The organism is Vibrio sp. YT-16 (genome assembly GCF_033337405.1).
GTDB classification, from domain to species: domain Bacteria; phylum Pseudomonadota; class Gammaproteobacteria; order Enterobacterales; family Vibrionaceae; genus Vibrio; species Vibrio alginolyticus.
On record NZ_JAWOQQ010000003.1, the window covers coordinates 158,473 to 182,323 of the forward strand.

Genomic DNA, 23,851 nt, shown 5'->3' on the forward strand with positions numbered 1-23,851 from the left:
ATTGGGCGTTATTATCGAAAAGCGCAGTTTGCTCTTCGTCACTCATAAAGGAAAGACAATGCCAACTAAGATCTTAGTGCCTGCTTTGGCCCTACTTCTCAGCGCATGTGGCGGCGATGGGGAGTCGTCAGCCCCAGCAGAAAGCGGCTCACAAAACACAGGTTCCACATCGTCACAAGGCACATTTGCCGAGCAGATGCTTGCAGCGGTCAACAGCGCTCGCTCTACTACACAACAGTGTGGCGCAACCACCATGCCACCTGTTGGGGCCCTGACTTGGAGCTACGATTTGGAAAGCGCCGCTTATCGACATTCAAGCGATATGGCGAACAGCGATTTCATGAGCCACACAGGCTCTGATGGCAGCAAAATGTCAGATCGAGTTAACGCAACGGGTTATGCTTGGAGCGCCATTGGTGAGAATGTCGCCGTAGGGCAAAGCACCATTAACGCCGTCGTGAATGCTTGGTTATCGAGTGAAGGTCACTGCCTTAATATCATGAGTGCGGATTTTGATCAGATGGGCGCGTCGCTTGTCGAAAATCACTCTGCACGTTACGGGTATTACTGGACTCAGGTTTTTGCCAAACAGCGCTAATGCGATAAAGAAGCCCGATAGATAAAAAATAAAACGCCAGCAGTCACTATCTGCTGGCGTTTTATTATTTACATCTCTTTTAGCTTGTCAGGTTACGAAGTTTTGGGTCATCCGCCAGGTATTCAACAAATTCAATCTCAAAACCTGCAGGGTCAACAAAATACACATTTTTGCGATATGGTTCATCAGCACCAGGTTGGGCAATCGGATAACCTGCATCGGTTAGTCTTTTGATGATTGCATCGACGTTGTTGGTCACATAAGCAAAATGCGCTAGCCCAACTTGGTGCCCGCTCAACTCGCGGTTTTCTCCTTCGCCATGGTCACTCATGGCTATGTATTGATACTCGTCGCCAAAATGTAGCCAGTTTCTTGGCTTGCCACTCCATTCGCCTTTACCTTCATCACGCACGTACCAATGTGGAAATGCAGTTTGGTAAAACTTCAGCATTTCAGGGATATCTTTCACGACTAAGTTAATATGTTCTAGTTGGATCATGATGTGCTCCTTTTTGTCATTTTCTAGCCAACGATGAATATGCTAAAATCTCAAGTTAAGTTGAGGTAAAGGGCTTTTTTAAAATTTTTTAGGGTTGATATCTTTGGATCTGGATACATTGAGAGATTCGGTGGGTTTGGTACTTTGAATCTGAAAGCTGGGTTAGGGGCTTGCAACCTTGTTTCACCTTTTGTTTGTTCGTGTTCTTGCTAATCATTTTCGATCGAGTTTGTGGTGAGTAGATTCCCAGTCTCACCTAGGTTCGCGGGAATGACGGAAAGAGAGTGCTAAACGAAGAGCGTCATTCTGAAAGAGCCTAAGCGAGTATTCAGAATCTACTTTCAGTGTGTTGTTATGTTGCGTTGTGAATTGAACTATCCGCGAGCACAGAACCAGTTCCTCCCTTTTGAGCTCTGCGTGTTGAGAGCTTCGGAGTTTGATACAAGGGGAGGTTAGGTGGGGTTGCTGGTTGAATGTTGGGTAAGGTGCTTGCAACCTTGTTTCACCTTTTGTTTGTTCGTGCTACTCATTTTCGATCGAGTTTACGGTGAGTAGATTCCGAGTCTCACCTAGGTTCGCGGGAATGACGGGGAGAGAACGCTAAACGAACAGCGTCATTCTGAAGGAGCCTAAGCGAGTATTCAGAATCTATTCGCAGCGCGTTGTGATGCTGGTGGAGTGAACTGAATTATCCGTGATTGTAGAGCCATTCCCTCCAGTTTGAACTCGGAGCGCTGAGAGATTTGCTTACACCTCTCCCCAAACCAAAAAAGCCAGCAGTTAATATCTGCTGGCAAAGTCTTTGGGCTTCTAGGTTTTTTGATTGTATTTCTTGTTACTCATCGCTGTCACGGTGCCCCGATTGGTTTTCCGGGGAAGAAAACACAGCACCGTGCGCTTTGTGCTCAAGAAATTGGAGATTAACCTTGCTTACGGATTAGGTAGTCAAATGCGCCTAAGCTTGCTTTTGCACCTTCACCCATCGCAATGATGATCTGTTTGTAAGGAACGGTTGTTGCGTCACCGGCTGCGAACACACCTTCTAGGCTCGTATCGCCACGGCTACCGACCTCGATTTCGCCGCGCTCAGATAGCGCTACTTCTGAATCTTTTAGCCATTCTGTGTTTGGTACTAGACCGATTTGAACAAAGATACCTGACAGTTCAATCTCTTTGATCTCATCTGTGTTGCGGTCTTTGTACTTCAAGCTTGTTACGCGAGTACCGTCACCCACGACTTCTGTTGTTTGCGCCATCGTGATGATGTCTACGTTTGGTAGTGAGTTCGCTTTGTCGATAAGCACTTGGTCTGCGCGAAGTACGTCTGCAAATTCAAGAACCGTTACGTGTTCTACGATACCAGCAAGGTCGATAGCTGCTTCGATGCCTGAGTTACCACCACCGATAACTGCGGTTTTCTTGCCTTTGAACAGTGGGCCGTCACAGTGTGGGCAGTACGCGACACCTTTGTTGCGGTACTCTTGCTCACCCGGAACGTTCATTTCACGCCAGCGTGCACCTGGGCTTAAGATGACACTCTTACTTTTCAGCGTTGCGCCACTTTCAAGCTGGATGTGAATCAAACCATCTTCTGTGTGTGCTGCGCCCATTAGCTTCTCAGCTTGTTGCTCAGTTACTACGTCTACGTCGTATTCTTTTAGGTGTTCTGCTAGGTCAGTTGCTAGTTTTGGACCTTCAGTGCGTTTTACCGAAATGAAGTTCTCAATTGCCATGGTGTCCATAACTTGACCACCAAAACGCTTAGCAACAACGCCAGTACGAATACCTTTACGAGCGGCGTATAGAGCAGCTGCGCTACCACCAGGGCCACCGCCGACAACAAGTACGTCGTATGGGTCTTTTTCGCTTAGTGCTTTCGCCGCTTTCTCGCTCGCGCCGTCATCCACTTTGTTTAGGATTTCAGTCAGAGACATACGACCTTGACCGAATAGCTCACCGTTCACGAATACGCTTGGTACTGCCATGATGTCGCGTTGTTTCACTTCATCTTGGAACAAACCACCGTCGATCATGGTTGCTTTTACTTTCGGGTTGATCGCCGCCATCATGTTGAACGCTTGAACCACGTCCGGGCAGTTTTGACACGACAGTGAAATGAAGATTTCTACGTCTAGATCTTTGTCTAGCGCTGCGATTTGCTCAATCACTTCTGGTTCTAGTTTGATTGGGTGACCGCCAGAATGAAGCAGTGCCAATACTAGAGAGGTAAATTCGTGACCCATTGGCAAGCCTGCAAAGCGTAGTGCTGTGCCTTTTGCTGGGTTAGTTACCGCCATCACTGGTTTACGTGCGCTTGCGTTGTCGTCACGTTCAACGGTGATTAGGTCGCTCATCTCTGCGATTTGGTTCGCTAGAGACAAAATGTCATTCGATGCTTTGCTTTCATCTAGACTAACCACTAAACGAACTTCTTCTTTTACATTAGCCAGATATTGTTTGAGTTGTTGTTGGATCGCTTGGTCTAACATAGTTGTTACTACCTTAATTAAAACTAAAAGTGGTTACTGTAGATAAAACCTGAGGGGGAGAGAGCAAATCAGGCAGAAGGTCGTCAAGGTATCTAACCTGAAGTGCTCTCTAATTCAGTTCTAATCAGAAAAAGGAAATCGGAACTGATTAGAACTTAAATTTCAGTGGCTTAGATTTTGCCAACTAGGTCTAGTGATGGAGCTAGAGTCTCTTCACCTTCTTTCCATTTAGCTGGGCAAACTTCGCCTGGGTGCGCTGCTACGTATTGAGCTGCTTTCACTTTGCGTAGTAGGTCTTCTGCGTCACGACCGATACCTTCAGCAGTGATTTCCATTGCTTGGATAGTACCTTCGGGGTCGATTAGGAACGTTGCACGGTCTGCAAGACCTTGACCTTCACGCATCACACCGAAGTTGTTTGTGATGTTGCCTGTTTGGTCGCCAAGCATGTAGTACTGAATCTTACCGATTGTGTCTGAGCTGTCGTGCCATGCTTTGTGAGTGAAGTGTGTGTCAGTTGATACTGAGTAAACTTCTACGCCACGTTTTTGTAGCTCTTCGTAGTGGTCTGCTAGGTCGCCCAGTTCTGTTGGACATACAAACGTAAAGTCTGCTGGGTAGAAGAAGAATACTGCCCATTTACCTAGGACGTCTTGTTCTGTTACTTCAACGAATTCGCCGTTTTTGTACGCTGTAGCTGCAAATGGTTTGATTTGAGTATTAATCATAATTTACTTTCCTTTGAATGTTTTAAGCTGAGCTGTTGTTGCTTTCGGAAAGTATATTCTCATCGGAGTGTGTTTAAGGAAAATCGCTTATAACTATCCTATTGATAGCCATTTCCTATTTCACTTGATAGGGAAATCCGATGTAAGTGAGTTTGCATTGATAAGTTTTATTGAAGATGAAGGCAGATTAGCAATAGAGAATACCGATGATTACTTTGAGTAGATCTTCTCGCTAAGATCGAAGGAGCCTGCATCTCGGCAGGCTCTTTCTAATAGGAAGTGGTGAAGCGGATGCTTCTATCTTGTTAGCTCAGATTTTCGAGCACTTTGCCGCACAGTTTCTTCAGCATGATCATTTCATCCAGCTCTAATGTGATTTTACACATCATGGCGTTTGGCACCGACTTAGCTTGTTCTTTAAGTTTACGACCTTGCTCTGTTAGGTTGAGTACGCGAACGCGTTCATCGGTTTCACTTCGGCCGCGCTCCACATAGCCTTTTGCTTCTAAGCGTTTAAGCAGCGGCGTGAGTGTGCCTGAGTCCAAATGCAGTTGAGACCCCAATTCTTTTACGCTGGCACCGTCTTTTTCCCATAGCACCATCATCACTAAGTACTGCGAATAAGTCAGATCAAGCTCGTCCAGCAACGGGCGGTAAGCTCGGATCACTGCATTTGCTGCGCTGTAGAGCGGGAAGCAAACTTGGTTTTCGAGTAAGAGTTTATCGTCGTCGGTCATGGTGTTGTCGGTGTAACACTGGCTCATTGGTGTTGCCTACCTGCTTACAGAGAAAGAGAGTTATAAAATAAATTGTGCACAATATAGTTGCAAACTATCTTCACTTCGATATAAGATTGCAAGCAATTAAATTGCGCGCAACTTAAATTAAAAAGGACACTCGCATGACTACTCTATACAAAACTCAAGCTACCGCTTTGGCTGGTCGTAATGGTCAAGTAAAAACTGATGACGGTCTTCTCGATCTAGAGCTGTCATACCCGAAGGAAATGGGCGGCACAGGCGCAGCAACTAACCCAGAACAGCTTTTTGCAGCGGGTTATTCAGCGTGTTTTTCTAACGCGATTTTGCACGTAGCACGTGAAGGTAAAGTAAACCTGAAAAGTGCACCCGTAACAGCGGAAGTGGGCATCGGTCCGAACGATAACGGCGGCTTTGCACTAACAGTGAGCCTAGCGGTAGAGCTAGGCATGCCACAAGAACAAGCGCTAGAACTAACGCGCATCGCACACCAAGTTTGCCCATATTCAAACGCAGTTCGCGGCAACATTGATGTGGTAGTAACGGTAAACGGCGAAGCAATTTAAGCGGTTCTTATCACTGTACAAAGACAAGAAAGCCTGCAAGTACGCAGGCTTTTTCTATATTTGAAGTAGGAGTCTAAATTTAAACTTAATTTGGTTTGTTCGAAATGCATAGGTATAGTTGGCAAAATTAGGTCAAAATCTAAACGAAAAATAGAATGTGATTAGCACTTTCTATTGATTCAAATATTTCGGTCAAACCTGCAGTATAGCTCGGCTGGTTTCGCTTGTTGTTACACCAGCGAGGTTGCCGATAGGAGTCATGTGATGAGCACTGAAACGGTAAGTTATCTAAAAAAGAATGCTGCGAAGCTTGAACTGGATGAACCAATGACGATTACGCAAAATGGTAAGCCTATTTATGTCGTTGAGTCTTATGAAGAACGTCAGAAGCGTGATGAAGCCATTGCTTTAATGAAGTTTGTTAGCTTTGCTCAAAATGATGTTGCGAATGAACGTGTAAAGTCATCAGAAGATATGAAGAGCACGTTAGCAGCACTCAAAGATTGAGTTTGATAAGAGCATGGAAGCAAAAGTTCTCTATACACAAACCTTTGAAAATACAGCTATTCAGAGTATTAACTATTTATCGAACTGGAGCGCTCGCAACGATGTGATTGATAGATTAATTGCGGTTCAGCAGAGGTTTGAACTCAACGTTTTGAATAACCCGTCTATCTATCCTTCTTGTTATGAACTGACAACAATCGGTGTGTACGACATTCGGCAATTTAGCTTTGATGGATTCAAGCTGCTTTACCGAATTGGTGACAAAAATACTATCTATGCTCTAGTGATTCTGAGTGACAAACAAAACCTACAAAACGCATTGATTGACCATTGCATCATGTTCAAATGATTCTATGAGAGACCGCATTAACGCGGTCTCTTTTGCTTTCTGGCTCTAGTGTATTAACGCGACTCTAGCGGGTAAGAGCGGTAGCTCCACATGCCGTAAGTACGCAGTGCATCGCGGTAGATACCAAGCAGTTCGCCATCGCTGGCTTTGGCTAAGTCTTTCAGTGGCTTGTCTGGGTAGCTCACTGTGTCAAAAGTGATGTCTTGTGGTCCAGTTTGCCAGCTTGCGATTTCAAACAAGGTTTGACCACGGCGTACGTGGCTCGCTGAGCTGATGATGGTCGCGTGTTTAATGTTATGACGTGCCAATGCGTAGCTGCTGAATAGAGCGTTACCTACCGTGCTGGTGGCGTAGTTTTCTTCAATGATGCGATCTTTGCTGATGCCTTTTTCAATCAGCCAATCCGCCATTAACTTGCCTTCGGTTTTGTGGTTCTTTGGTACGCCGCCCGTCAATACGATCAACGCGTCTGGGTTTGCTTTTGCCATGGCTAGCGTGGTTTCCAAACGCTCAACCAAGATTTGATGCATTGAACCATCTGGGTTCAGCGCGTATCCCAATGTGACGATTGCGCCTTTGTCATCCAATTTACCTTTGTCGGCTTTCTCTTTTAGTGGCGTGGCAAGTACGCGGTCTACGGTGTCGAAGATGCGTTGGATGTCTGCGGCTTTACCTGCATTGAGCTTAGTGAGCGTCGCCATGTGTTTCGCTGATTCCGCTTGGTTGCCCTCAAAGCGTTGCCATACCGCTAAGTAAGCGTGCAAATCCACATCATCTGGTGCAACAGAAAGGGCTTGTTCAAACAGTTCAATCGCGCGGTCTGCATTCTTGTTGTAGATCTGCGCGTTTGCTGCAGAAATCAGTAGGTCAGTACGGTACGGCTCAAGTTTGTACGCTTCTAATAAGCGGTCGGTAACAATCTCCATGTTGCTCGGCATTTTGGCGGTAAAACCCGCATGTGAGATACGCGCAGGGGATTTGAATGCTTGTACCGCGTCGTTGAGAAGTTGGTCGACAACCTGACGTTTAGTGACGATTTGTGAGTAATCGGCGGAAGATTGGACGGCAGCATCGTTAGCCGCGATAGAGTATGGGGCAGTAGTCAGCGCAATCACGCTACCAAGAGCAATGGCAAGTAAGTTCTTCTTCATGGAATGTCCTAGAGGTGCTGTAGCACCTAGTTTTTATTGTGCCTAGCGTTGTAGGTCGAACGGGGTCGATGGAGTTTTTTTCAGTCTAGGTTCGCTTCATGAATAATCTGTGAAATGAATCCCAACTCAGTCGAGCGAATGAACGCGCGTAGTCAAAACGCGAAGTAGGATCACGAAAATAAAAAGGTATTCGTTCGTATTCTAAGTAATTGGATTAAAAGATAAACAGCGTTTAGAAGAAGGGATTTAAGCGACCAGAGTAAGAAATGAAAAAGCCTGCAACGATGCAGGCTTTTGGTTTATTTGATCGCGGTGCAGAAGCTAACGTCTGCATGATGCGTTTGTGGGTCGAAGCTGTGGTAAAGCTCAAAGCAAGGACGGTCATCGTTCTCAATACCGGATTCAATTACCTTGCTCATGACATCATCCCATGCTTTTGAGTATTGGCTCGGGTCAGTAATGTGCTGGCGCATCACCGCATATTGACCACCGGGGAAGTCTTGCAGCTCAATGCCTTTTGGAACTTCCGTATCTTCTGGCACCATCAAGCAGATATCAGTGCGACACTTCTCGTCTGGCGTGATTTCTGGATTGTCATGGTAGATGAAGATGCAGGTATTGCCTGCTAAACCTTTCATTCCTGCCCATTGATACAAGCGACCTGATGGCTCCTCATAGCCTTGGCCGTAAGGGCCGTTTACGCGAATGTAAGCCAGTTTTGCTTTTTCAAAGTTTTGCGTTTCCATTGTCATGCTCCATTTGGTGAGTTCAGAGCCAGTATATGAATCGCTTGGTGTTACTTCGTTTCCATTCTTGCGCAACGTGTGTCCAATCTTGCTGTTTCGTGCTAATTCAGAAAACTGCTGGTAGTTTTCGCAGTCGCGAAAGGCCGTAGGTGTAACGCCATAATGTTGCTTGAAGGCTTTGGCTAAGCTCTGTGAGCTAGAAAATCCGTACTCTAAGGCAATGTTTAATACCGGTTGCTTGGATTTGAATAAGTCATCGGCGGCGGCTTCTAGACGCAAACGTCGAATGAAATCAGCCAATGTCTCGCCTTGCACGGCTTTGAAGGTGCGATGAAAGTGATAAGGAGAAAGGTTCGCCAGCGCGGCCACTTCTGGCAGATTGAGTGGTTCATTAAAGTGTTGTTCTAAATAACGAATCACAGGAACCAGTCGTTGGTGGTAGTCGACGCGCATCGGGGGATTTCCTTGTTCTGTTCAGCTTGTTTTCTCTGCTCAAAGCCTACCGCAATCCAACAAGCTTGCAAGGGAGCAGCGTGAGAAATGCGTGGCGAGATGAGCGTCAATCAGTCACACTCAACGAGCAGATGTTTAAGCAAAAACGTTGCGCCCATTATCTTTACTAACCGCTAGGACAATCATGATAGCTTGGAAACAGTCTCTGCCAGAGTACGAATGGCTCATTCATCAAGTTTGGTACTTGGAAGTGCCAGAGGGTGAAGTCATTGACCCCAAGCCGCACCTTATCCCAAACCCGCGTGCTCATTTACTCTTTACGCCACCAGAGCAAGGCTACAGCTACGACACGGGACACACAAAGCTTGCTGGCAAAGGCTGCCACTTGTTAATGGCTAACGAACATTTACTGTTGTTGGAAGATACGGCTCCCATCAAGCGTATTGGTATCACCTTTCGCCCAGAGGGTTTTTATGCCATTGAATCACGGTTTAGTGATGCATCCCAAGTTAGTGCAATTAACCAATGCGAATGGTTTGATTGGCTTAACGCGGCGTTTGATGAGCGCTTTCAACAAGGCTTATGGCAGTTAGAGTTGCAAGGTTCATCGCAATGTTTGCTGAACTACATCAAACAACATTTAGATGCGTTAGATATCGAACCTTGCCGTACCAAACGGTTTTTGGCGTCACAAAAAGCGGTATCCGTGATGGACGCTCAAGCGCTACGTTCACCTGAGTTAGCGATGGATATTGATGAGATAGCCAAACAGTGCGCCTGTTCTCGCAGAACGCTTGAGCGCAGTTTCAAACAAGTGGTGGGGTTGAGCGTTAAGCAGTATCAACAAATGGCGCGTCTGGAGCAGATGATTTTGACTCTCTACAAGCAACAAGAAGCGATTGATTGGGCGAGTTTCTCACAACAATTTGGTTTCAGTGACCAATCGCATTTGATTCGTACCCTCAAACAGCAGCTAAGAAAAACGCCGAGCAAGTACTTGAAAAAGCGTGACTTAACCATCGATATCTATGGCGACTTTGAGTCGTAATACATTACCAATCAGCCTGAAAGTTGTCGCAAAAATCCAATTTTTCTCTTATCCGCTGGGCTACTATTTTCAGCAGATAACGAGGTAACACATGTCATATCAAAAACTAAAACAAGGCGAAGCCATCCCATTTAACGAATCGTTGACTATCCAACTGATTCAAGGCTCTGATCTACAAGATATTATCGAGATGTTGAACGACGATAAGGTCAATCAATATCTGTTCTTCGCACCTGCTGACAACAGCCTATATGAAGGCTTCTTTGGCCCTATTATTGAAAATACGGCACAAGCGATCAAAGACGGTGTTTGGCCAGATAGCCCAACGTTCGTGATTCGTGACCAACAAGGTCAGTACATGGGAATGTGTGCAGTGACCGCAGTGATGTTCTTAACTGGCAACTACGAAGTGGGTTATCAGTTACCAACTTGTGCATGGGGCAAAGGCGTTGCGACTCGCGCTTGCCAAATGATGACCGAGATTGGATTTACTGAGCTAAACGCCCATAAAGTCAGTGCCGATTGCTACGCTTCTAATGCTGGTTCTTACAAGACGTTAGAGAAAAATGGTTTTACTCAAGAAGGACGTCAGAAAGACTACTATAAACTAGAGCAAGGCTTTGACGACAAGCTCTACTACGGTATGACCGCAGAGCAATTCGCGTCTTTAAATCGCTAATAATTAGCCGACAAAAAAGTAGCTAACAACAACGTAGCGAACAAAAAAGGCCGTTAACCCACATGCTCGGGTTAACGGCCTTTTCTATATTCAGCGCTAAATGGCTAAGACTTAGTTGCCTTGGTTTTGGCTTTGAAGCTTCTCTTTTGCTTCTTCAACCTTTGAGAAATCCAATCCCAACTCGTCTACGGCTTCTTTGATTAGCGCAGGGTTTTGCATCACTTGCGCCATCAGCATTTGTAGCTTGTCTTGTGGCAAACCTAGTTGGCTGATTGTTGCCATTGCCGCTAGAGGGTTTTGCGTCAGAGTCTGAAAAATCTCGTTGATTTGCTCATCGCTGATGTTGTTCTCTTTCAGCAAGGCGATAATTGGGTTCATCATATTTCCTTTCAATCAGTGTATGACTTGGTTGCCAGTATTTGTTCTAGTAGAATAATTGGGGCTCCCGCTCAACATTTCAATACCCCGTTAGCTCCATGTAACCAGTCCCAGAATGAGAGCCCTCAATACGTACTGGGCCTTCCCAATAAGGTACCGAAAGCGGCATTTTCGCGTTCGGGTTGAGAGCAGAAACGGTAAGCTCAATTTGCTGATTTGGAATCGACACTTGCCACTGGGTTGGATACTTTCGCCCTTGGATTTCTGTTTGCTTGGTTGCTATTAAGCGAATGTCTTTTTGAGAAATGGCGATGCCAGAGCCATCTTGCTGCATCAGCTTTGCGCTGGCGTAACTAGCTTGTCCGGTTTTGGAATCCCGCAACTGGAACACCACCAAGCTGGTTTTGTCACTCAACCTCAGAGCAAACCAGTCCCAGCCTTGTTGTGAGTCGAGTAAGAATTGCGAGCTCCACTCTCGATCTATCCAGCCTTCACCCGACACTTGATGAGTTTCGCCGTCGATGGTGACTTCACCGGAGACATCAATAAACGGTTGGCTGTAGTAATACGAAGCCACCTGACCATCGGCACTTTTGGTGCTGTAACCTTGCTCGCCTTGCTTTTGATAAGGTGCGCTGCTGGTCAGTTTTAGTGAGTAGCCAAACTGCTCTGAATTGGCATTTAGCGTGGCAGGGAAGAGGTCGTTGGTTGAAGAGGTCCACTGCCAATCATCGAGGTAAACACGAAATGGAGAGCTATCGACGCCGGCTAAGGACGCTTGAGCGCGTGACCATTTTTCATCTGCATAGTGTTTGTCGGTTGTCGTGACTGCGCTGTGCGCCATGTAGATTTGCTGAGTTTGCCACTCGGTTTTCTTCACGTCATCTTCGCCCGTTGGCGGCGCAGCAGCAAAGCGAAATTGTGTCCATTGAACGCCAAGTGGGTTGCCTTCTTCATCAATTAAGTTAGCGGTTAAGTACCACCATTCATGACGAAAGTTTGGGTGCGCTTGATGATCGGTAGGAAAGGTGAGTTCAACCCCTTTTTCTACGGGTGTGAATAGGTTGCTTTCGCTTTGCATATCTCCACTGCCCAGAAAAGTTCCCATATTTTGTTGCTGCGCATCTTCACAACCGAATAGGAATAAGCTGCTTATGAGTAGAGTAAGCTTGCTTGCCAATCGAACCATCACAAGACCTCGCTTTGCAAACTGGAGACGACAGGCTTACTGACCAATCGCCACAGCGGAATCAAGGTTGCGATCACTGCCACCAAGATGGTGATTGCCGCAATGCTCAGCGCATCACTCCAATTCCACAGATAATTTAAGCTCCAACCAAAAGCACGCAAGGTGACGATATCTGTCAACACATATCCCACCATGGCACCGAGGGGCAGGGCGATAACCAGAGTAAAACTCACCAGAGCGACGATCTGTCCGACTACCATGGTCATTAATTTACGACGGCTGACGCCAAGTGCGTACAGCCTTGCAATGGCGGCTTTGCGCGCGTCGAGTAACATAAAACAAGCACTGAACAAGCCAATCACGGCGACCATCAAAGTTACGCCGTTGAGCGCGCGCGTAATGGCGAAGGTCTGTGAGAATATATCCAACGCGATGGATTTGATTTGCGCCTGATCGTAGAGCTGACTTGGATGCAGATTCAATTGCTCGCGCAGTTGCTCGTAGACGATTTGTGGGTCACCAGATACTTTAATGCCAAGGCTTGTCGGCAAGTCGGTAAATCCGCTCTCTTGCCATAATTTAGGTGCCAATAACACTTCACCGTTGGGTGAGCCGTAATCATGGAATACCGCACCCACAAGCAGGTTCTTATTTGGAGCGGCATCAAGCGTGAGCTCACTACCCAGTGATAAACCCAGTTTGACCGCGGTTGGTTCACTGATGGCAACCAGCTCACCTTGGTAAAAGCGGGACCAGAAGTTCTCCAAATGCGATTTGAACACCATTGTTTGCTCTAAGGTGTCTTTGTCTTTGGTGCCAAGCAAAATCGGTAAGCCTTGTAGGTTATCGTCGACGTAGTATTGCTTGTAGACGGTCTCAACATTGTCGAACTGTCCTAATGCGCGCTCTATATCTGCGATTTCCCCTTGCGCAGGGCTGACGTAAATATCGGCGTGTAACCTTTGTTCTAACCACTGCTTTAGGGTGGATTCAAAGCTGCCCACTAAGGTGTTCATCCCCATATTGGCTGTAACAGCGAGTAGCAGTGCCATCATGGCGAGAGAAAGCGGAGAAATCAGCTCGCGCAGCTCAGCAAACAGATACTGCATCAAACCGGAAGTGGTGCGCTTTTCACACCAATTGGCTAAGACGCTGAGTGTTTTAGGTAGATACAAAGGAATCGACACCACAAGCACGCCGAGCCACGCCATGGTAAAGCGATGATGCTCACTCAGCCATAACCCTGCAAGTGCGAGAGCCGTCAACGCAGCACCTATCAAGAACAATTGGTTTTCGTTAGAGGCTTCAGGTGCTTGATAAAATCCGCCATGAGAGGAAAGCGGCTGGCGCACTCGTTGTTTAAAATGCTGCCAACATGCCAATATGGTTGCGGCTAATGTGAGCAGCAGGGCTTGCGCCCACCATTGCCATTGCCAAGTACCGGGCAGCAGTGTCGCACCATAAAGTTGTTCTAGAGTCAGTGCTACGGTCGGATGCAACCAATGGCTGAGCTGCATGCCCAATACAAAACCGAGGGAAGCACCGATGGTAACGAGAAGAGAGAGTTCAACTAACAGCGCAGAGAACACAATGCTCGGCGCAACACCTGCCTGTTGGATTTGTACTAACAGACGATTGCGTTTCAGCAAGCTGTATTTTACGCCGTTGTAGGCAATGAACAGCCCGACTAAAAAGGCAAGTAAGCTCATTGCTGTGAGATTGAGGTGAAAGCTGTCGGTCAGCGAGCCAAGGTCTGTACTTTGATTATTGGAAATCCATTGTCCTTGTTCACCAATGATGCTTTGCCAATTTGCTTGCGTGTCTTTATTCCCTTTATCACCCGAATGGAAAACCGCAATGTAACTGAGCTGCCCTTGTTTATTGAGCAGTTGCTGGGCAAAACCAATGTCCATCAACATTCGGCTACCTAACTGCCATTCGTCGGGTAGCACCACCACTTGGGTTGGAATGTCGTCCAGAGTTAGGGTTTCTACTTCTCCTAAGTTTTGATGTTGAGATTGACTCATCATCACGATTGGCTTGCCGGCTAAAAGCTCAGGCAAAGGTAAAGCACTGTCGAACAAAGACACGTTCTGTTGGTTTTCTGCTGACTTTCCGTTTGCAGAATACCGAGAACGCGAAGAGATGGCGGCAATCAACTCGCTACCTTGCACTGACCAGCGACGCCCTTGTTCATCTCTCACTCGCCCTTCGATTACAGGTAGTGCTGCACTGAGCCCGTTTTGTCTAAGGGTGAAGTAGAGCGATTCAGGCAGATAGTTTTGCCCTGCTGGTGGAATAATTAAGTTCTGAGCTTGTGCGCTAAGCTGCTCGGTAGATTCCGCATAACTGCGCTTGGCATTGAGGTTGATGGCTTGCACCGCAACAAACAAGGTCACGGCCAGCACGATACCGATCAGAATTGCGGCGGCCTGAAGTGGCGCCTGCCGATAGTGCGCCGCAAACAGGTTCAGAGCGAGTCGGGTATGAGTGAATCTGGTGGTTGATAGCTTAGCTTGCTTCATGGCGAAGCTCATGTTTGTTTACTTGATGACTGTTCTGTAGCTGACTATTATCCAATCGCAGCCGTGTTTTCATAAACTCAGCGCAGTCAGGACTGTGGGTGACTAACAGTACTGCCGTATTGCCTTGGGTGGTGATTTCACTCAGTAGTTTCATCACTTCCAAGCCGGCTTTTTGGTCAAGGTTACCTGTGGGTTCATCAGCAAGTAGCAGTTTAGGTTTGTGTGCTAATGCGCGCGCAATAGCGACTCGTTGTTGTTGACCACCGGAAAGGGCAGAAACATGCCTGTCGAGAAGTTGGCTGATGCCTAGAGTCTCGACCAAATAATCGCACCAGTCATTCCATTTCTGTTGATTCAAATGCAGAGGGAATGCGATGTTCTGCTGCACGTTGAGCGGTGTGAATAGGTTGAATTGCTGGAAGATAACACCGAGTTTTTGGTGTCGAAATCGGCTCCATTGTGGGTCTTTCCAAGCCGCTGTGTTATCGCCATCTAACCACAACTCACCATCGGAAAGCGGCTCAAAGCCAGCGATGACATTGAGCAAAGTACTTTTGCCGCTGCCACTTGCGCCCGTCAGCGCAACACTCGCTCCTGTGTTCAACGTGAAGTCGACGCCTTCCAACACGCGATGTGTCTCTTTGCCATCGACAAAGCTTTTGCTGGCGTGTTTGAGTGTGACAAGTGGGCTTTCCATTTCCTCTCCCTGTATTCAAAAGGTGTCGTTTCTTTTGGCAATGCTTATTGCTGTTCGTTCTTTAGAAACTTTAGACAACAATCAGATAAAAACAGCGATTTACATCGATTTCTTAATAACTTGTACTGAAAAGAAGAGGGAAGAGATTAAATGAGGAGGGATATGACAGGCATTAAAAAAGCCCGAGTCAAACTCGAGCTTTCAAATACATTCAGCGTGGTCAGCTTACACGTAGTACGCTTCAACTTCGCCTTTAAGTTTGATTAGCATTGGGTTACCGAAACGGTCTTTTGCTTTAGGAGAAGCAATTTTTACCCAACCTTCGCTGATGCAGTATTCTTCTACGTCAGTACGCTCTTGGCCGTTGATACGAATACCGATTTGGTGCTCGAAGCATTCTTTGATGAAGAATGGGCTACGTGGGTTACCCGCTAGGCGATCTGGTAGAGCTGGTTTAGCTGTGTCTGTCATTTTGTGTGACCTAAATTCCGTAAAAAGTGCGCTATTGTAGTCAGTGCACTGTGTGTGTTCAAGATATGTTGAGAGTCGATGCGTTGTTTAACTTTCAAGTAACTCCTACAACCCCTTCAAATACTGCGCGTTGGTTGTTGGTTGAATCATGGCATTCAGCGTTTGGACGGCTTGTTCACTGTGATCTTCAAGTAGAGCTAAGAGCGCGTCAATCAACTCAGGTTTGCTTGCTGAGACTTTCGTTTCGGTCTGGATATCACGCAGATCGATCAACACATCGGTAAACAATTGCGGCAGATCGTGCAGCAATTGCAGGTTTAAGACGTTGTGCTCGCTGTAGATTGAATTGTGGCTGCCTTTCTGTTTTTGCACCACGTAAGGATTGTCTTTTAAGTTGATGATAGACGTGCGTTTATCACAGCGTTTCAAACAACCTTTGTTGACCTTCACCTTACGGCATCCTTCGGTTTGTTGGAACAAACATTGGCGGCTCGTGAGTAGAGTGTTCGGGTGATAAATGCTGTAGAAGCTGCGCATGTTTTTCGGACGCTTGATATGGCGCATCTGCTTCATATTCAGCTCGTTAGAAACAAACGCGCCACTTGCCGCGAACTCGTCTTGAAGGCATTTAAACGCGTATGAGTTCACCGTGTTCATTTGTGGGCCTGCCACCCAGCCTAAGCCGAGCTCTTTTGCGATCATGCCGACACCTGAGTTGTTGGTGATCGACAACTCAGGTTGGATGGTTTCCAAAAATACGCGCGCGGCTTGGTAGTCTTCGCCAATCAAAATGGCAGGGAACCAAGGTTTGAGCATTGGGTTGGCTTGGAACAACTCAATCATCGCGCTCAGTTCACCAGACAATCCCATTGGTAATTGATAGTAAACATCAATGTCGCGGTATTCGCACAGCATGGCTTCTTGTGCTGACGAGATCAGAACCGATAATTTTGGCGCACCTTGGCGAGGTTCTGGTTGAGGTAACGCTGGTAGAGTTGGTACATCAATCGACCCTTTCAAGCTGCTGCCGGATACTTGTGTCGAAGTGACATCGAAAGACCTGGTTTGCTCTGCCACTTTCTCAATGATCGCGGTTTTGTCATCGTAGAGTTTCTTTTTCACCGCTTGTACATCATCAGCAGACTGGCATTGGTAAACCTTCGAAAAATGCTTTACAGCGTGGTCGCGCGGGTTGTCGATGTACATCGCCTTGCCGAAATCACCTTGCAAAAATGCGTTGGAGAAATCACGGTTGAACACCGTGTATAACTCTGTGGTGTCTTCAGAGAGTTCCAAACCCTCGCACAAGCGATCGATTTGCTGACGCCAATTGTCGACCACGGTATAGACGTAGTGCGATTTCTTGATTCGTCCTTCCACTTTTAATGAATACACGCCAGCATCGGCAAGCGCTTCCAAGTCCCCAAAGGCGGAATTGTCTTTCATATTGAGTGGGTAGTTGTTGCCCGTTTTGGTCGTTTCGTACTGTTCGCGACAAGGTTGGCTGCAGCGTCCACGGTTACCTGATGCACCATTGCGAGCGGAACTGATATAGCAAATTCCGGAGAATCCGATGCAGTATGAGCCGTGGACAAACACTTCCATCATTACGTTGTGCTCGCGACCAAATTGCGCCAGATGTTTTATTTCATCGATGTTAAGTTCGCGAGATAAGTTTACTCGGCTTGCGGTGAGCTGGTTGAGAAAGAGGATTTGGCCTTCGTTATGCGTGTTCAGTTGCGTTGAAGCGTGCACATCCAAATCGGGGAAGTGATGTTTGAGAATGTAGGCCAGACCGAGATCTTGCACGATCACGCCATCGATTTTGGTGGTGTTCAGTTGGCTGAGTAAGCGAACAATCGCTGGAATTTCACTTTCTAAAATCAGCACATTCAACGTTAGGAAAATCTTACAGCTGTGCTGATGGGCCAACGTTAACACGCCATTTAAGTTATCTAAGGTGAGGTTGGTCGCTCGGTTACGAGCATTGAAGCGGTCGAGCCCACAGTAAATTGCATCGGCGCCAGCGGCAATGGCGGCTTTGATGGAATCTAAATCACCACCGGGTGCTAATAACTCAAATTGATCGCGTGTCACTACTTTTCTCTTTCTTACTAAAATAGGCTGCAAATGTTACGTATTTCACGCTTTTGATGCTCGGCTAGTTAATGCTTTATTAATCTGAATCAATTAATCCGTGTTACACGGTCGACTCTTGAGTGGGTAGAGTGCAATTCGCGATAGCGGAATCTGACTTCTATAGTTTTCCTACACTTGGTTTTTCTATATCTAGTTTTCGACTCAGAGAGAGGAAGGGACGACAAATGAAAAAAGTAATCATTGGGTTGGTCGTGGCGTTGACGTCATTGAGTGCATTGGCTGGGGAGGGTGTGGTAACCGTTGCGAGCACGCATTCAGCAAAAGATACGGCGGATAAATTTGTCGCTATCGCGCAAGAAAAAGGGTTGAACGTCTTTGCGCGCATTAACCATCAAGAGAATGCCACGAAAGTCGATATGACGTTGCGACCAACCGAAGTTATCGTGTTTGGAAACCCTAAAGTGGGCACGCCACTGATGATCTGTGCGCAGGAAGTGGCGCTCGATTTACCCCAAAAAGTGTTGGTGTATGAAGATGCTGAAGGCAAAACGTGGTTAGCTTATAACGATCCTATGTATTTAAAGCAGCGCCATCATATTGAAGGCTGTGACGAGGTATTGAACAAAATCAGCGGCGTGCTGGGCAATTTAACCAACGCGGCGGCGAAGTAGGGCTGGTTATTGGCTTCGCTTTTTTTACTCCGAAAACGAAAAAGCCAACCTCACAAGGAGGTTGGCAAATCTTACCTAGATTGGGGGAGGTAAGATCAGGAGGTGGCGAGTACGCTGTGCACTTCTGACTTAATTGAGTCAGACTGCGTGCCGAAAATCGCTTGTAAACTGTCGCCAATCACTAAAACATCTCGCGCGCCGAGTGCTTTTAGCTTAGCAACATCAACGTTGGCAATGTCTTTCACCGAGACACGCAGACGGGTGATACACGCATCGACTGACTTAATATTGGCTTTGCCGCCCAATGCAGCGACTACATCCACCGCGATTTCATCAGGCTGTCCGGCAATCTTCACTTCTGCAATGTTGGTTTCTCGGCCCGGCGTTTTCAGATCCAATTTCACAATTAGGAAGCGGAACAAGCCATAGTACAGCGTCGCCCAGATTGGACCGATGATGATGAACATCCACGCGTTGGTCGACATTGGGTAGTAAAGGAAGAACTGGATCGCGCCGTGCGCAAAGTCCGTACTGTGTTTGATTTCCAAAAACGCGGTGATCGCAAATGCAATACCAGTTAGGAAAATATGGATCACGTACAGCACTGGCGCGACGAATAAGAAGGTAAATTCGATTGGCTCTGTGATACCAGTCAACCAAGAGGTCAACGCCGCAGACATCATCAAACCGCCGACGATTTTCTTACGCTCAGGAGACGCGCAGTGGTAAATCGCCAGTGCCGCTGCTGGTAGTGCCCACATGGAGTACATAAAGCCACCAGACAGATAACCTGCGGTTTTATCGCCCGCGAAGAAGCGAGTGAGCTCACCGGTAAACTCTTTGCCGGTTTCTGGGTCTACATAGCTGCCGACTTCAAAGAAGAACGGCGCATTCCAGATGTGGTGCAAACCAACCGGGAGTAAAGAACGTTCGCCCGCGCCGTAAACCGCCCACGCGAGTACAGGGTTTTGGTACGCTGCCCAATGAGAGAATGCATCAAGAAGTTGTCCGACAGGTGGCCATGCAAACGCGAGGATAGCACCAACGACGATCGCCGATAAACCCGTGACAATGGGCACAAATCGCTTACCCGCGAAGAAGCCCAAATATTCCGGCAGTTTGATGTTGTAGAAGCGGTTGTACATGATTGCCGCGACCGCACCGATAAAGATGCCGCCAAACACCCCGGTTTGCAGCGTCTCAACGCCCATGATGGTGGCGTCAGTTTCTAAGCCGCGCAGGCCAGTCACGATACCGAGCGATGCGTTCATAATAATTAGGCCAACTAAGCCAGCGAGCGCAGCCGCACCGTCATTGCCTTTTGATAACCCGAGCGCTACACCGACCGAAAACATCAACTGCATGTTGCCGAACACGCCTTCACCGGCGGCGAGCATCACTTTGTTGACCGCGTCTGGAATAAACGCAAAACCCGCGTTACCAATACCCAGCATCAAGCCAGCCACCGGTAACACCGCCACAGGCAGCATTAACGACCGCCCTATTTTTTGTAGTTGTCCAAATATACTTGCAAACATGGTTTCCTCCTGACGAATGCCAGTGTTGTCGGACCTGATTCCTTCAGGTCATGTTGTTTCACGTAAGGTCAGGATGATCATAGCGAGCAAGGCGGCGCCTAAGGTTACAAAAGGCAATCAGTTTGTAAGTGGCCGCTTACAAATCTCTTACACCGAGAAGTGAAAATTGTAATCGGCTCGATTGTGAATGTGCGTTTAAGAATGCATCATATTGGCCAGCGCCAAACGCAGGGGCAGGCACAGGGACGGACACAGGGAAAGTAGGATGGAAAACAAGCAGATACTGGTCGTCGATGACAACCTCGACCTTCGCGAAGCATTGTCAGATTACCTTGGTCGCGCAGGGTTTGAAGTGCTTTGCGCAGAAAACGGCGGCGTGATGTGGCAACTGCTCAACGATCACCATCCTGATTTAATCATCCTCGATATTATGATGCCCGGTGAAGACGGTTTTACCCTGTGCCAGAAACTGCGCAAAAACTCCGATATCCCGATCATCATGCTGACCGCCGTCACTGAAGAAGCCGACCGAGTCGCAGGGCTAGAAATGGGCGCTGACGACTACATCACCAAATCATTCAGTCCGCGTGAACTGCTCGCACGCATCAAAACCATACTGAGACGCAGCCAATCGACCGCCAATAGCAAACTGACGCGTAAAGTGCGTTTTGATGATTGGGTATTAGATACCGTAACCCGGCAACTGACCCACGTTGCTAGCCGCGAGGTTAAGCAACTGAGTGGCGCGGATTTGTCGCTGCTCGGTTTGTTCGTCAACCATGCGCAATCAATATTGTCTCGCGATGACATTGCGCGCGAGATCTGGGGACGCGATGCCGACCCGTTTGAACGCGGTATTGACGTGCAGATCAGCCGCTTGCGTCATCACCTTGAAGATAAAGACCGTTCGCTGATCCTAACAGTGCGCAACAAAGGCTACATGCTGACCACGGACGTGCATTATGAGAATTAAACGCTGGACGGGATCACTGGTCGTTCGCACCAGTGTGTTCTTGTTGCTGGTGATCATTTTGGCACAGGTATTATCCGGGATTATCTGGTATCAACACGCCAGCGAACGCGATAAAGAAGGCCTGACCACCACGGTCAAAAGCTTAGCACTGAGTGCTTCTTCTACCATCGCCTTCTTTCAAACCCTCCCTTCGGAATACCGCCACTTGGTGCTCAATCAACTACGCAATATGGGCGGTACGCGCTTCTTCGTCTCACTCAACAATCACCAGATTAACGTCGACCCGCTGCCGGAGAGCGAACGCAAAACGTTGGTCATCAACCAAGTTCGCGAGGTATTAGAAAGTGAGTTGAGCGGCATTCCTAATATCGAGGTGGAGTTCACCCAGCGCGACAAACTCAAAGTGTTCAACAACGAGCTACCTATCGACGAACTGCCGCTATTGTGGGCGCATTATTCGCTTTCGTTTGGTGACCTCAATCCGCCTATTCTGGTGATGCAGGTCGAAGTCGCACAGAACGAATGGTTTTATCTCGCGGCGGTGCTACCCGCGCCTTACATCAACCTAGAGACTAACTATTTTGAGCTGCGCCAATGGCTCACGCTATTACTGTCCGCGCTAATGCTGCTGTTGTGTACCTGGTTTATCGTTCGTAAAGAAATTCAACCCATTCGAGAGCTGGCAAAAGCCGCAACCCTGATGTCGAGCCGATTAGACGTGCCCGAAGTCTCTGAGCGCGGCAGTAACGAACTGAAAGCGGCGGTACGTGCGTTTAACAAAATGAACCGACGCATCGACAGCCACATTAAAGACCGCGAGATGCTGTTCAGTGCCATTTCACACGATCTGAAAACGCCAATAGCCTGCCTAAAACTGCGGGCGGAAATGCTGGATGACGACGCCGACCGAGAACGCTTTATCCGCCTGAGTAACGACCTAGATTTGATGGTAAAAGGCGCATTGCAATGCATTAAAGAGACCGATATCCACGAGGAAATCGAGCCGATCAATTTCACCCAACTGATTCAGCACATTTCCTCCAATATCGCCGATGCGCCGGACACAATTCGCATCCACGGTGAAATCCGCACCCACTTTGCAGGTAAACCGTTAGCGATTAAGCGCTGCATTCAGAATCTGGTCGATAACGCGCTCAAATACGGCCATCAAGCGGACATTACGCTGAGTGAAAGCCCAGAGTCGATCCAGATTGAAATTGAAGATCACGGTGACGGTGTTGACGATTTATTACTTGAAAAGCTCTGCCAGCCATACTTCCGCGCTAGCAACGATAAAGAAGGCAGTGGGCTGGGGTTAACCATTTCACAGAGTATTGCAAAGGCTCATGGCGGCAACTTGTTGCTGAGCCATTCTCAGTTTGGCGGCCTCTGCGCCACGCTGACTTTCCCGAGAGACTGACTATGAACAAACTGGCATTCTTGTTCCCACTGTTGATCGCCCCTTGCGTCGCTCACGCTGAGTCGCCACAAGGGGTAGAGTTTTTACATTGGTGGACTTCTGACGGCGAACAGCAAGCGCTGCAAACACTTAAAGCTCAGCTAAAACGGCACGATATTGAGCTGCTACAAAGCCCGGTGCTAGGCGGTGGTGGCGACAGCGCGATGACGGTACTGCAAGCTCGCGCGCTGGCGGGCAATCCACCGAGCTTCGCGCAAATCGAAGGGCCAAGTATTAAGGCGTGGGATGCCATCGGTATTTTGCACAACGTCAATGCGGTTGCCGATGAGCAGCGCTGGGACGAGGTGCTCTACCCGCTGTCTATCGAAATCAATAAAACACAAAACGGCTATATCGCCCTGCCACTTACGCTGCACCGCTTGAACTGGTTGTGGGTCAACCACAAGCTGCTTAAACAACTGAATCTTTCCGCGCCGAAAAATTGGCAAGAAATGTTCGCCGCCATGGAGCTTGCGAAGCAAAATGGCATCGTACCAATCGCGGTCGGTGAGCAGCCGTGGCAAGTCGCCCAACTTTTCGAGAACTTAGTGATCTCCACTGGCGGCGTTGAGTTCTACACCAATGCAATGGTTAAACTTGAGCGAGACAGCATCGACAGTGATACCCTGCGCCAAGCGTTGACGCAATTTCGCCGCCTGAGTTTGTTGATCGACAACCAATTGCCCGACAGTAAGTGGGATACGGCGACCCAAGCGCTAGCCGACGGTCAAGCACTGTTTCAAATCGGCGGTGATTGGATATTAGGTGAGCTGCTCGTCAATCAAGTCTCGGTTCCGCAAGAGGTCGGCTGTTACCCAACGCCGGACAGCGATGGTGTATTCCTCTACAACATGGACAGCTTGGTGTTTATGTCGAGCAAGTCGTTTTCTGCCGAGGCGGCTCAGCAAACCGCAAGCGCGCTGGCAGACGTCGAGTTTCAAGCTAAGTTCAATAAGGTAAAAGGCTCGATTCCGGTGCGTACCGATATCGACATCAGCGATTTTAATCCGTGTCAGGTCCAGTCATATCAAGACTTTCACTACGGCGTTAAACACAACCTCGCTGTGCCGAGTATGATTGATTCAATGGCGGTCAATCCGGTTGCTCAGCAAGCGATAAACTCGGAAATCTTCCGTTTTTACCGCAATCCCAAGATGGAACCCGACGAGCTGATAAAACGCATTATTGCTATTTCGCAAAGCGGTTAATGGCAATTAATTTGTGCCGAGTGGAATAAAAAAGCCCCAATGATTGGGGCTGAGTAAAGCGAAGTATGCCG

Annotated in this window: 23 protein-coding genes; 10 read left to right on the forward strand and 13 right to left on the reverse strand. The window is 47.7% G+C overall.

Translation table 11 applies throughout. From position 1 onward, the window contains the following. Positions 1-58 precede the first annotated feature (58 nt). Positions 59-598 (forward strand): CAP domain-containing protein, encoded by a 540-nt coding sequence (locus R7F07_RS06860; protein WP_005398264.1) that lies wholly within the window; start codon positions 59-61, stop codon positions 596-598. Positions 599-677: 79 nt separating this feature from the next. Here R7F07_RS06860 and R7F07_RS06865 read toward each other — a convergent pair whose 3' ends face one another. The 4 genes from R7F07_RS06865 to R7F07_RS06880 all read right to left on the reverse strand — a co-directional run bounded on the left by R7F07_RS06865 (position 678) and on the right by R7F07_RS06880 (position 5,078). Next, complete coding sequence (locus R7F07_RS06865; protein ID WP_005374615.1) at positions 678-1,097, reverse strand: VOC family protein; 420 nt, start codon at positions 1,095-1,097, stop codon at positions 678-680. A 920-nt stretch (positions 1,098-2,017) separates the two neighbouring features. Next, complete coding sequence (ahpF, locus tag R7F07_RS06870; RefSeq protein WP_005374617.1) at positions 2,018-3,586, reverse strand: alkyl hydroperoxide reductase subunit F; 1,569 nt, start codon at positions 3,584-3,586, stop codon at positions 2,018-2,020. Positions 3,587-3,756: 170 nt separating this feature from the next. After that, the gene (ahpC, locus tag R7F07_RS06875; protein ID WP_005374632.1) at positions 3,757-4,314 is read right to left on the reverse strand and encodes an alkyl hydroperoxide reductase subunit C; all 558 of its coding nucleotides are present in this window, start codon (positions 4,312-4,314) and stop codon (positions 3,757-3,759) included. 305 nt (positions 4,315-4,619) lie between these two features. After that, a complete protein-coding gene (locus R7F07_RS06880) occupies positions 4,620-5,078 on the reverse strand; it encodes a MarR family winged helix-turn-helix transcriptional regulator (protein ID WP_130545668.1) in 459 nt (152 codons plus the stop codon). A gap of 137 nt (positions 5,079-5,215) precedes the next feature. Between R7F07_RS06880 and R7F07_RS06885 the strand changes: the two genes are divergently transcribed. From R7F07_RS06885 to R7F07_RS06895, 3 genes are all read left to right on the forward strand, one after another. Continuing rightward, positions 5,216-5,638: an organic hydroperoxide resistance protein gene (locus tag R7F07_RS06885; RefSeq protein ID WP_171342412.1), complete on the forward strand. Its 423-nt coding sequence runs from the start codon at positions 5,216-5,218 to the stop codon at positions 5,636-5,638. A 264-nt stretch (positions 5,639-5,902) separates the two neighbouring features. Then, positions 5,903-6,145 (forward strand): type II toxin-antitoxin system Phd/YefM family antitoxin, encoded by a 243-nt coding sequence (locus tag R7F07_RS06890; RefSeq protein WP_005383516.1) that lies wholly within the window; start codon positions 5,903-5,905, stop codon positions 6,143-6,145. A 13-nt stretch (positions 6,146-6,158) separates the two neighbouring features. Continuing rightward, entirely contained in the window at positions 6,159-6,494 is a 336-nt protein-coding gene (locus R7F07_RS06895) for a type II toxin-antitoxin system RelE/ParE family toxin (protein WP_132936218.1), read from the forward strand. 53 nt (positions 6,495-6,547) lie between these two features. Here the strand turns inward: R7F07_RS06895 and R7F07_RS06900 are convergent, their stop codons facing one another. Together R7F07_RS06900 and R7F07_RS06905 are read right to left on the reverse strand one after the other, a co-directional pair. Next, positions 6,548-7,645 (reverse strand): YdcF family protein, encoded by a 1,098-nt coding sequence (locus R7F07_RS06900; RefSeq protein WP_171342413.1) that lies wholly within the window; start codon positions 7,643-7,645, stop codon positions 6,548-6,550. Positions 7,646-7,944: 299 nt separating this feature from the next. Then, on the reverse strand, positions 7,945-8,844 hold the full coding sequence (locus tag R7F07_RS06905) for an AraC family transcriptional regulator (RefSeq protein ID WP_009706616.1): 900 nt from the start codon (positions 8,842-8,844) through the stop codon (positions 7,945-7,947). A 184-nt stretch (positions 8,845-9,028) separates the two neighbouring features. Between R7F07_RS06905 and R7F07_RS06910 the strand changes: the two genes are divergently transcribed. Together R7F07_RS06910 and R7F07_RS06915 are read left to right on the forward strand one after the other, a co-directional pair. After that, positions 9,029-9,892 (forward strand): helix-turn-helix domain-containing protein, encoded by an 864-nt coding sequence (locus R7F07_RS06910; protein ID WP_258495473.1) that lies wholly within the window; start codon positions 9,029-9,031, stop codon positions 9,890-9,892. Between the two features lie 91 nt (positions 9,893-9,983). Beyond that, positions 9,984-10,571 carry a GNAT family N-acetyltransferase gene (locus tag R7F07_RS06915; protein WP_171342415.1) on the forward strand — a complete coding sequence of 196 codons (588 nt, stop codon included), beginning with the start codon at positions 9,984-9,986 and terminating at the stop codon, positions 10,569-10,571. A gap of 111 nt (positions 10,572-10,682) precedes the next feature. On the opposite strand, the gene R7F07_RS06920 is transcribed toward R7F07_RS06915, so the two are convergent. The 6 genes from R7F07_RS06920 to R7F07_RS06945 all read right to left on the reverse strand — a co-directional run bounded on the left by R7F07_RS06920 (position 10,683) and on the right by R7F07_RS06945 (position 17,928). Continuing rightward, on the reverse strand, positions 10,683-10,949 hold the full coding sequence (locus tag R7F07_RS06920; protein ID WP_004746427.1) for a DUF2999 family protein: 267 nt from the start codon (positions 10,947-10,949) through the stop codon (positions 10,683-10,685). A 79-nt stretch (positions 10,950-11,028) separates the two neighbouring features. Then, positions 11,029-12,138, reverse strand: coding sequence for a lipocalin-like domain-containing protein (locus R7F07_RS06925; RefSeq protein WP_017820081.1), 1,110 nt, complete (start codon positions 12,136-12,138; stop codon positions 11,029-11,031). Continuing rightward, positions 12,138-14,663, reverse strand: coding sequence for an ABC transporter permease (locus R7F07_RS06930; RefSeq protein WP_318110467.1), 2,526 nt, complete (start codon positions 14,661-14,663; stop codon positions 12,138-12,140). Before R7F07_RS06930 ends, R7F07_RS06925 begins: the two co-directional genes overlap by 1 nt. Continuing rightward, entirely contained in the window at positions 14,650-15,360 is a 711-nt protein-coding gene (locus R7F07_RS06935) for an ABC transporter ATP-binding protein (RefSeq protein ID WP_171342417.1), read from the reverse strand. Before R7F07_RS06935 ends, R7F07_RS06930 begins: the two co-directional genes overlap by 14 nt. Positions 15,361-15,585: 225 nt before the next feature. Continuing rightward, a complete protein-coding gene (locus R7F07_RS06940) occupies positions 15,586-15,831 on the reverse strand; it encodes a DUF3297 family protein (protein ID WP_005374689.1) in 246 nt (81 codons plus the stop codon). A 105-nt stretch (positions 15,832-15,936) separates the two neighbouring features. After that, positions 15,937-17,928 (reverse strand): U32 family peptidase, encoded by a 1,992-nt coding sequence (locus tag R7F07_RS06945; protein WP_171342418.1) that lies wholly within the window; start codon positions 17,926-17,928, stop codon positions 15,937-15,939. Between the two features lie 227 nt (positions 17,929-18,155). On the opposite strand from R7F07_RS06945, the gene R7F07_RS06950 reads away from it, so the two are divergent. After that, positions 18,156-18,602 carry a DUF302 domain-containing protein gene (locus tag R7F07_RS06950; protein WP_005383492.1) on the forward strand — a complete coding sequence of 149 codons (447 nt, stop codon included), beginning with the start codon at positions 18,156-18,158 and terminating at the stop codon, positions 18,600-18,602. 95 nt (positions 18,603-18,697) lie between these two features. Here the strand turns inward: R7F07_RS06950 and ptsG are convergent, their stop codons facing one another. Next, positions 18,698-20,140, reverse strand: coding sequence for a glucose-specific PTS transporter subunit IIBC (gene ptsG, locus R7F07_RS06955; protein WP_171342419.1), 1,443 nt, complete (start codon positions 20,138-20,140; stop codon positions 18,698-18,700). 265 nt (positions 20,141-20,405) lie between these two features. Here ptsG and R7F07_RS06960 point away from each other — a divergent pair, with 265 nt between their 5' ends. The 3 genes from R7F07_RS06960 to R7F07_RS06970 are packed head-to-tail and all read left to right on the forward strand — an operon-like array spanning position 20,406 to position 23,780. After that, positions 20,406-21,113, forward strand: a complete 708-nt coding sequence (locus R7F07_RS06960) for a response regulator (protein WP_151515250.1) — start codon at positions 20,406-20,408, stop codon at positions 21,111-21,113. Beyond that, complete coding sequence (locus tag R7F07_RS06965; RefSeq protein WP_024702219.1) at positions 21,103-22,533, forward strand: ATP-binding protein; 1,431 nt, start codon at positions 21,103-21,105, stop codon at positions 22,531-22,533. The genes R7F07_RS06960 and R7F07_RS06965 overlap by 11 nt, the downstream gene beginning before the upstream one ends. 2 nt (positions 22,534-22,535) lie before the next feature. Beyond that, entirely contained in the window at positions 22,536-23,780 is a 1,245-nt protein-coding gene (locus R7F07_RS06970) for an ABC transporter substrate-binding protein (RefSeq protein ID WP_171342420.1), read from the forward strand. The last annotated feature ends 71 nt before the right edge of the window (positions 23,781-23,851 follow it).

Excerpts from the sequence above, each read along its gene's own strand:
- R7F07_RS06860 (WP_005398264.1), top strand. The coding sequence starts at position 59 with ATGCCAACTAAGATCTTAGTGCCTGCTTTGGCCCTACTTCTCAGCGCA.
- R7F07_RS06865 (WP_005374615.1), bottom strand. The coding sequence starts at position 1,097 with ATGATCCAACTAGAACATATTAACTTAGTCGTGAAAGATATCCCTGAA.
- ahpF (WP_005374617.1), bottom strand. The coding sequence starts at position 3,586 with ATGTTAGACCAAGCGATCCAACAACAACTCAAACAATATCTGGCTAAT.
- ahpC (WP_005374632.1), bottom strand. The coding sequence starts at position 4,314 with ATGATTAATACTCAAATCAAACCATTTGCAGCTACAGCGTACAAAAAC.
- R7F07_RS06880 (WP_130545668.1), bottom strand. The coding sequence starts at position 5,078 with ATGAGCCAGTGTTACACCGACAACACCATGACCGACGACGATAAACTC.
- R7F07_RS06885 (WP_171342412.1), top strand. The coding sequence starts at position 5,216 with ATGACTACTCTATACAAAACTCAAGCTACCGCTTTGGCTGGTCGTAAT.
- R7F07_RS06890 (WP_005383516.1), top strand. The coding sequence starts at position 5,903 with ATGAGCACTGAAACGGTAAGTTATCTAAAAAAGAATGCTGCGAAGCTT.
- R7F07_RS06895 (WP_132936218.1), top strand. The coding sequence starts at position 6,159 with ATGGAAGCAAAAGTTCTCTATACACAAACCTTTGAAAATACAGCTATT.
- R7F07_RS06900 (WP_171342413.1), bottom strand. The coding sequence starts at position 7,645 with ATGAAGAAGAACTTACTTGCCATTGCTCTTGGTAGCGTGATTGCGCTG.
- R7F07_RS06905 (WP_009706616.1), bottom strand. The coding sequence starts at position 8,844 with ATGCGCGTCGACTACCACCAACGACTGGTTCCTGTGATTCGTTATTTA.
- R7F07_RS06910 (WP_258495473.1), top strand. The coding sequence starts at position 9,029 with ATGATAGCTTGGAAACAGTCTCTGCCAGAGTACGAATGGCTCATTCAT.
- R7F07_RS06915 (WP_171342415.1), top strand. The coding sequence starts at position 9,984 with ATGTCATATCAAAAACTAAAACAAGGCGAAGCCATCCCATTTAACGAA.
- R7F07_RS06920 (WP_004746427.1), bottom strand. The coding sequence starts at position 10,949 with ATGAACCCAATTATCGCCTTGCTGAAAGAGAACAACATCAGCGATGAG.
- R7F07_RS06925 (WP_017820081.1), bottom strand. The coding sequence starts at position 12,138 with ATGGTTCGATTGGCAAGCAAGCTTACTCTACTCATAAGCAGCTTATTC.
- R7F07_RS06930 (WP_318110467.1), bottom strand. The coding sequence starts at position 14,663 with ATGAAGCAAGCTAAGCTATCAACCACCAGATTCACTCATACCCGACTC.
- R7F07_RS06935 (WP_171342417.1), bottom strand. The coding sequence starts at position 15,360 with ATGGAAAGCCCACTTGTCACACTCAAACACGCCAGCAAAAGCTTTGTC.
- R7F07_RS06940 (WP_005374689.1), bottom strand. The coding sequence starts at position 15,831 with ATGACAGACACAGCTAAACCAGCTCTACCAGATCGCCTAGCGGGTAAC.
- R7F07_RS06950 (WP_005383492.1), top strand. The coding sequence starts at position 18,156 with ATGAAAAAAGTAATCATTGGGTTGGTCGTGGCGTTGACGTCATTGAGT.
- ptsG (WP_171342419.1), bottom strand. The coding sequence starts at position 20,140 with ATGTTTGCAAGTATATTTGGACAACTACAAAAAATAGGGCGGTCGTTA.
- R7F07_RS06960 (WP_151515250.1), top strand. The coding sequence starts at position 20,406 with ATGGAAAACAAGCAGATACTGGTCGTCGATGACAACCTCGACCTTCGC.
- R7F07_RS06965 (WP_024702219.1), top strand. The coding sequence starts at position 21,103 with ATGAGAATTAAACGCTGGACGGGATCACTGGTCGTTCGCACCAGTGTG.
- R7F07_RS06970 (WP_171342420.1), top strand. The coding sequence starts at position 22,536 with ATGAACAAACTGGCATTCTTGTTCCCACTGTTGATCGCCCCTTGCGTC.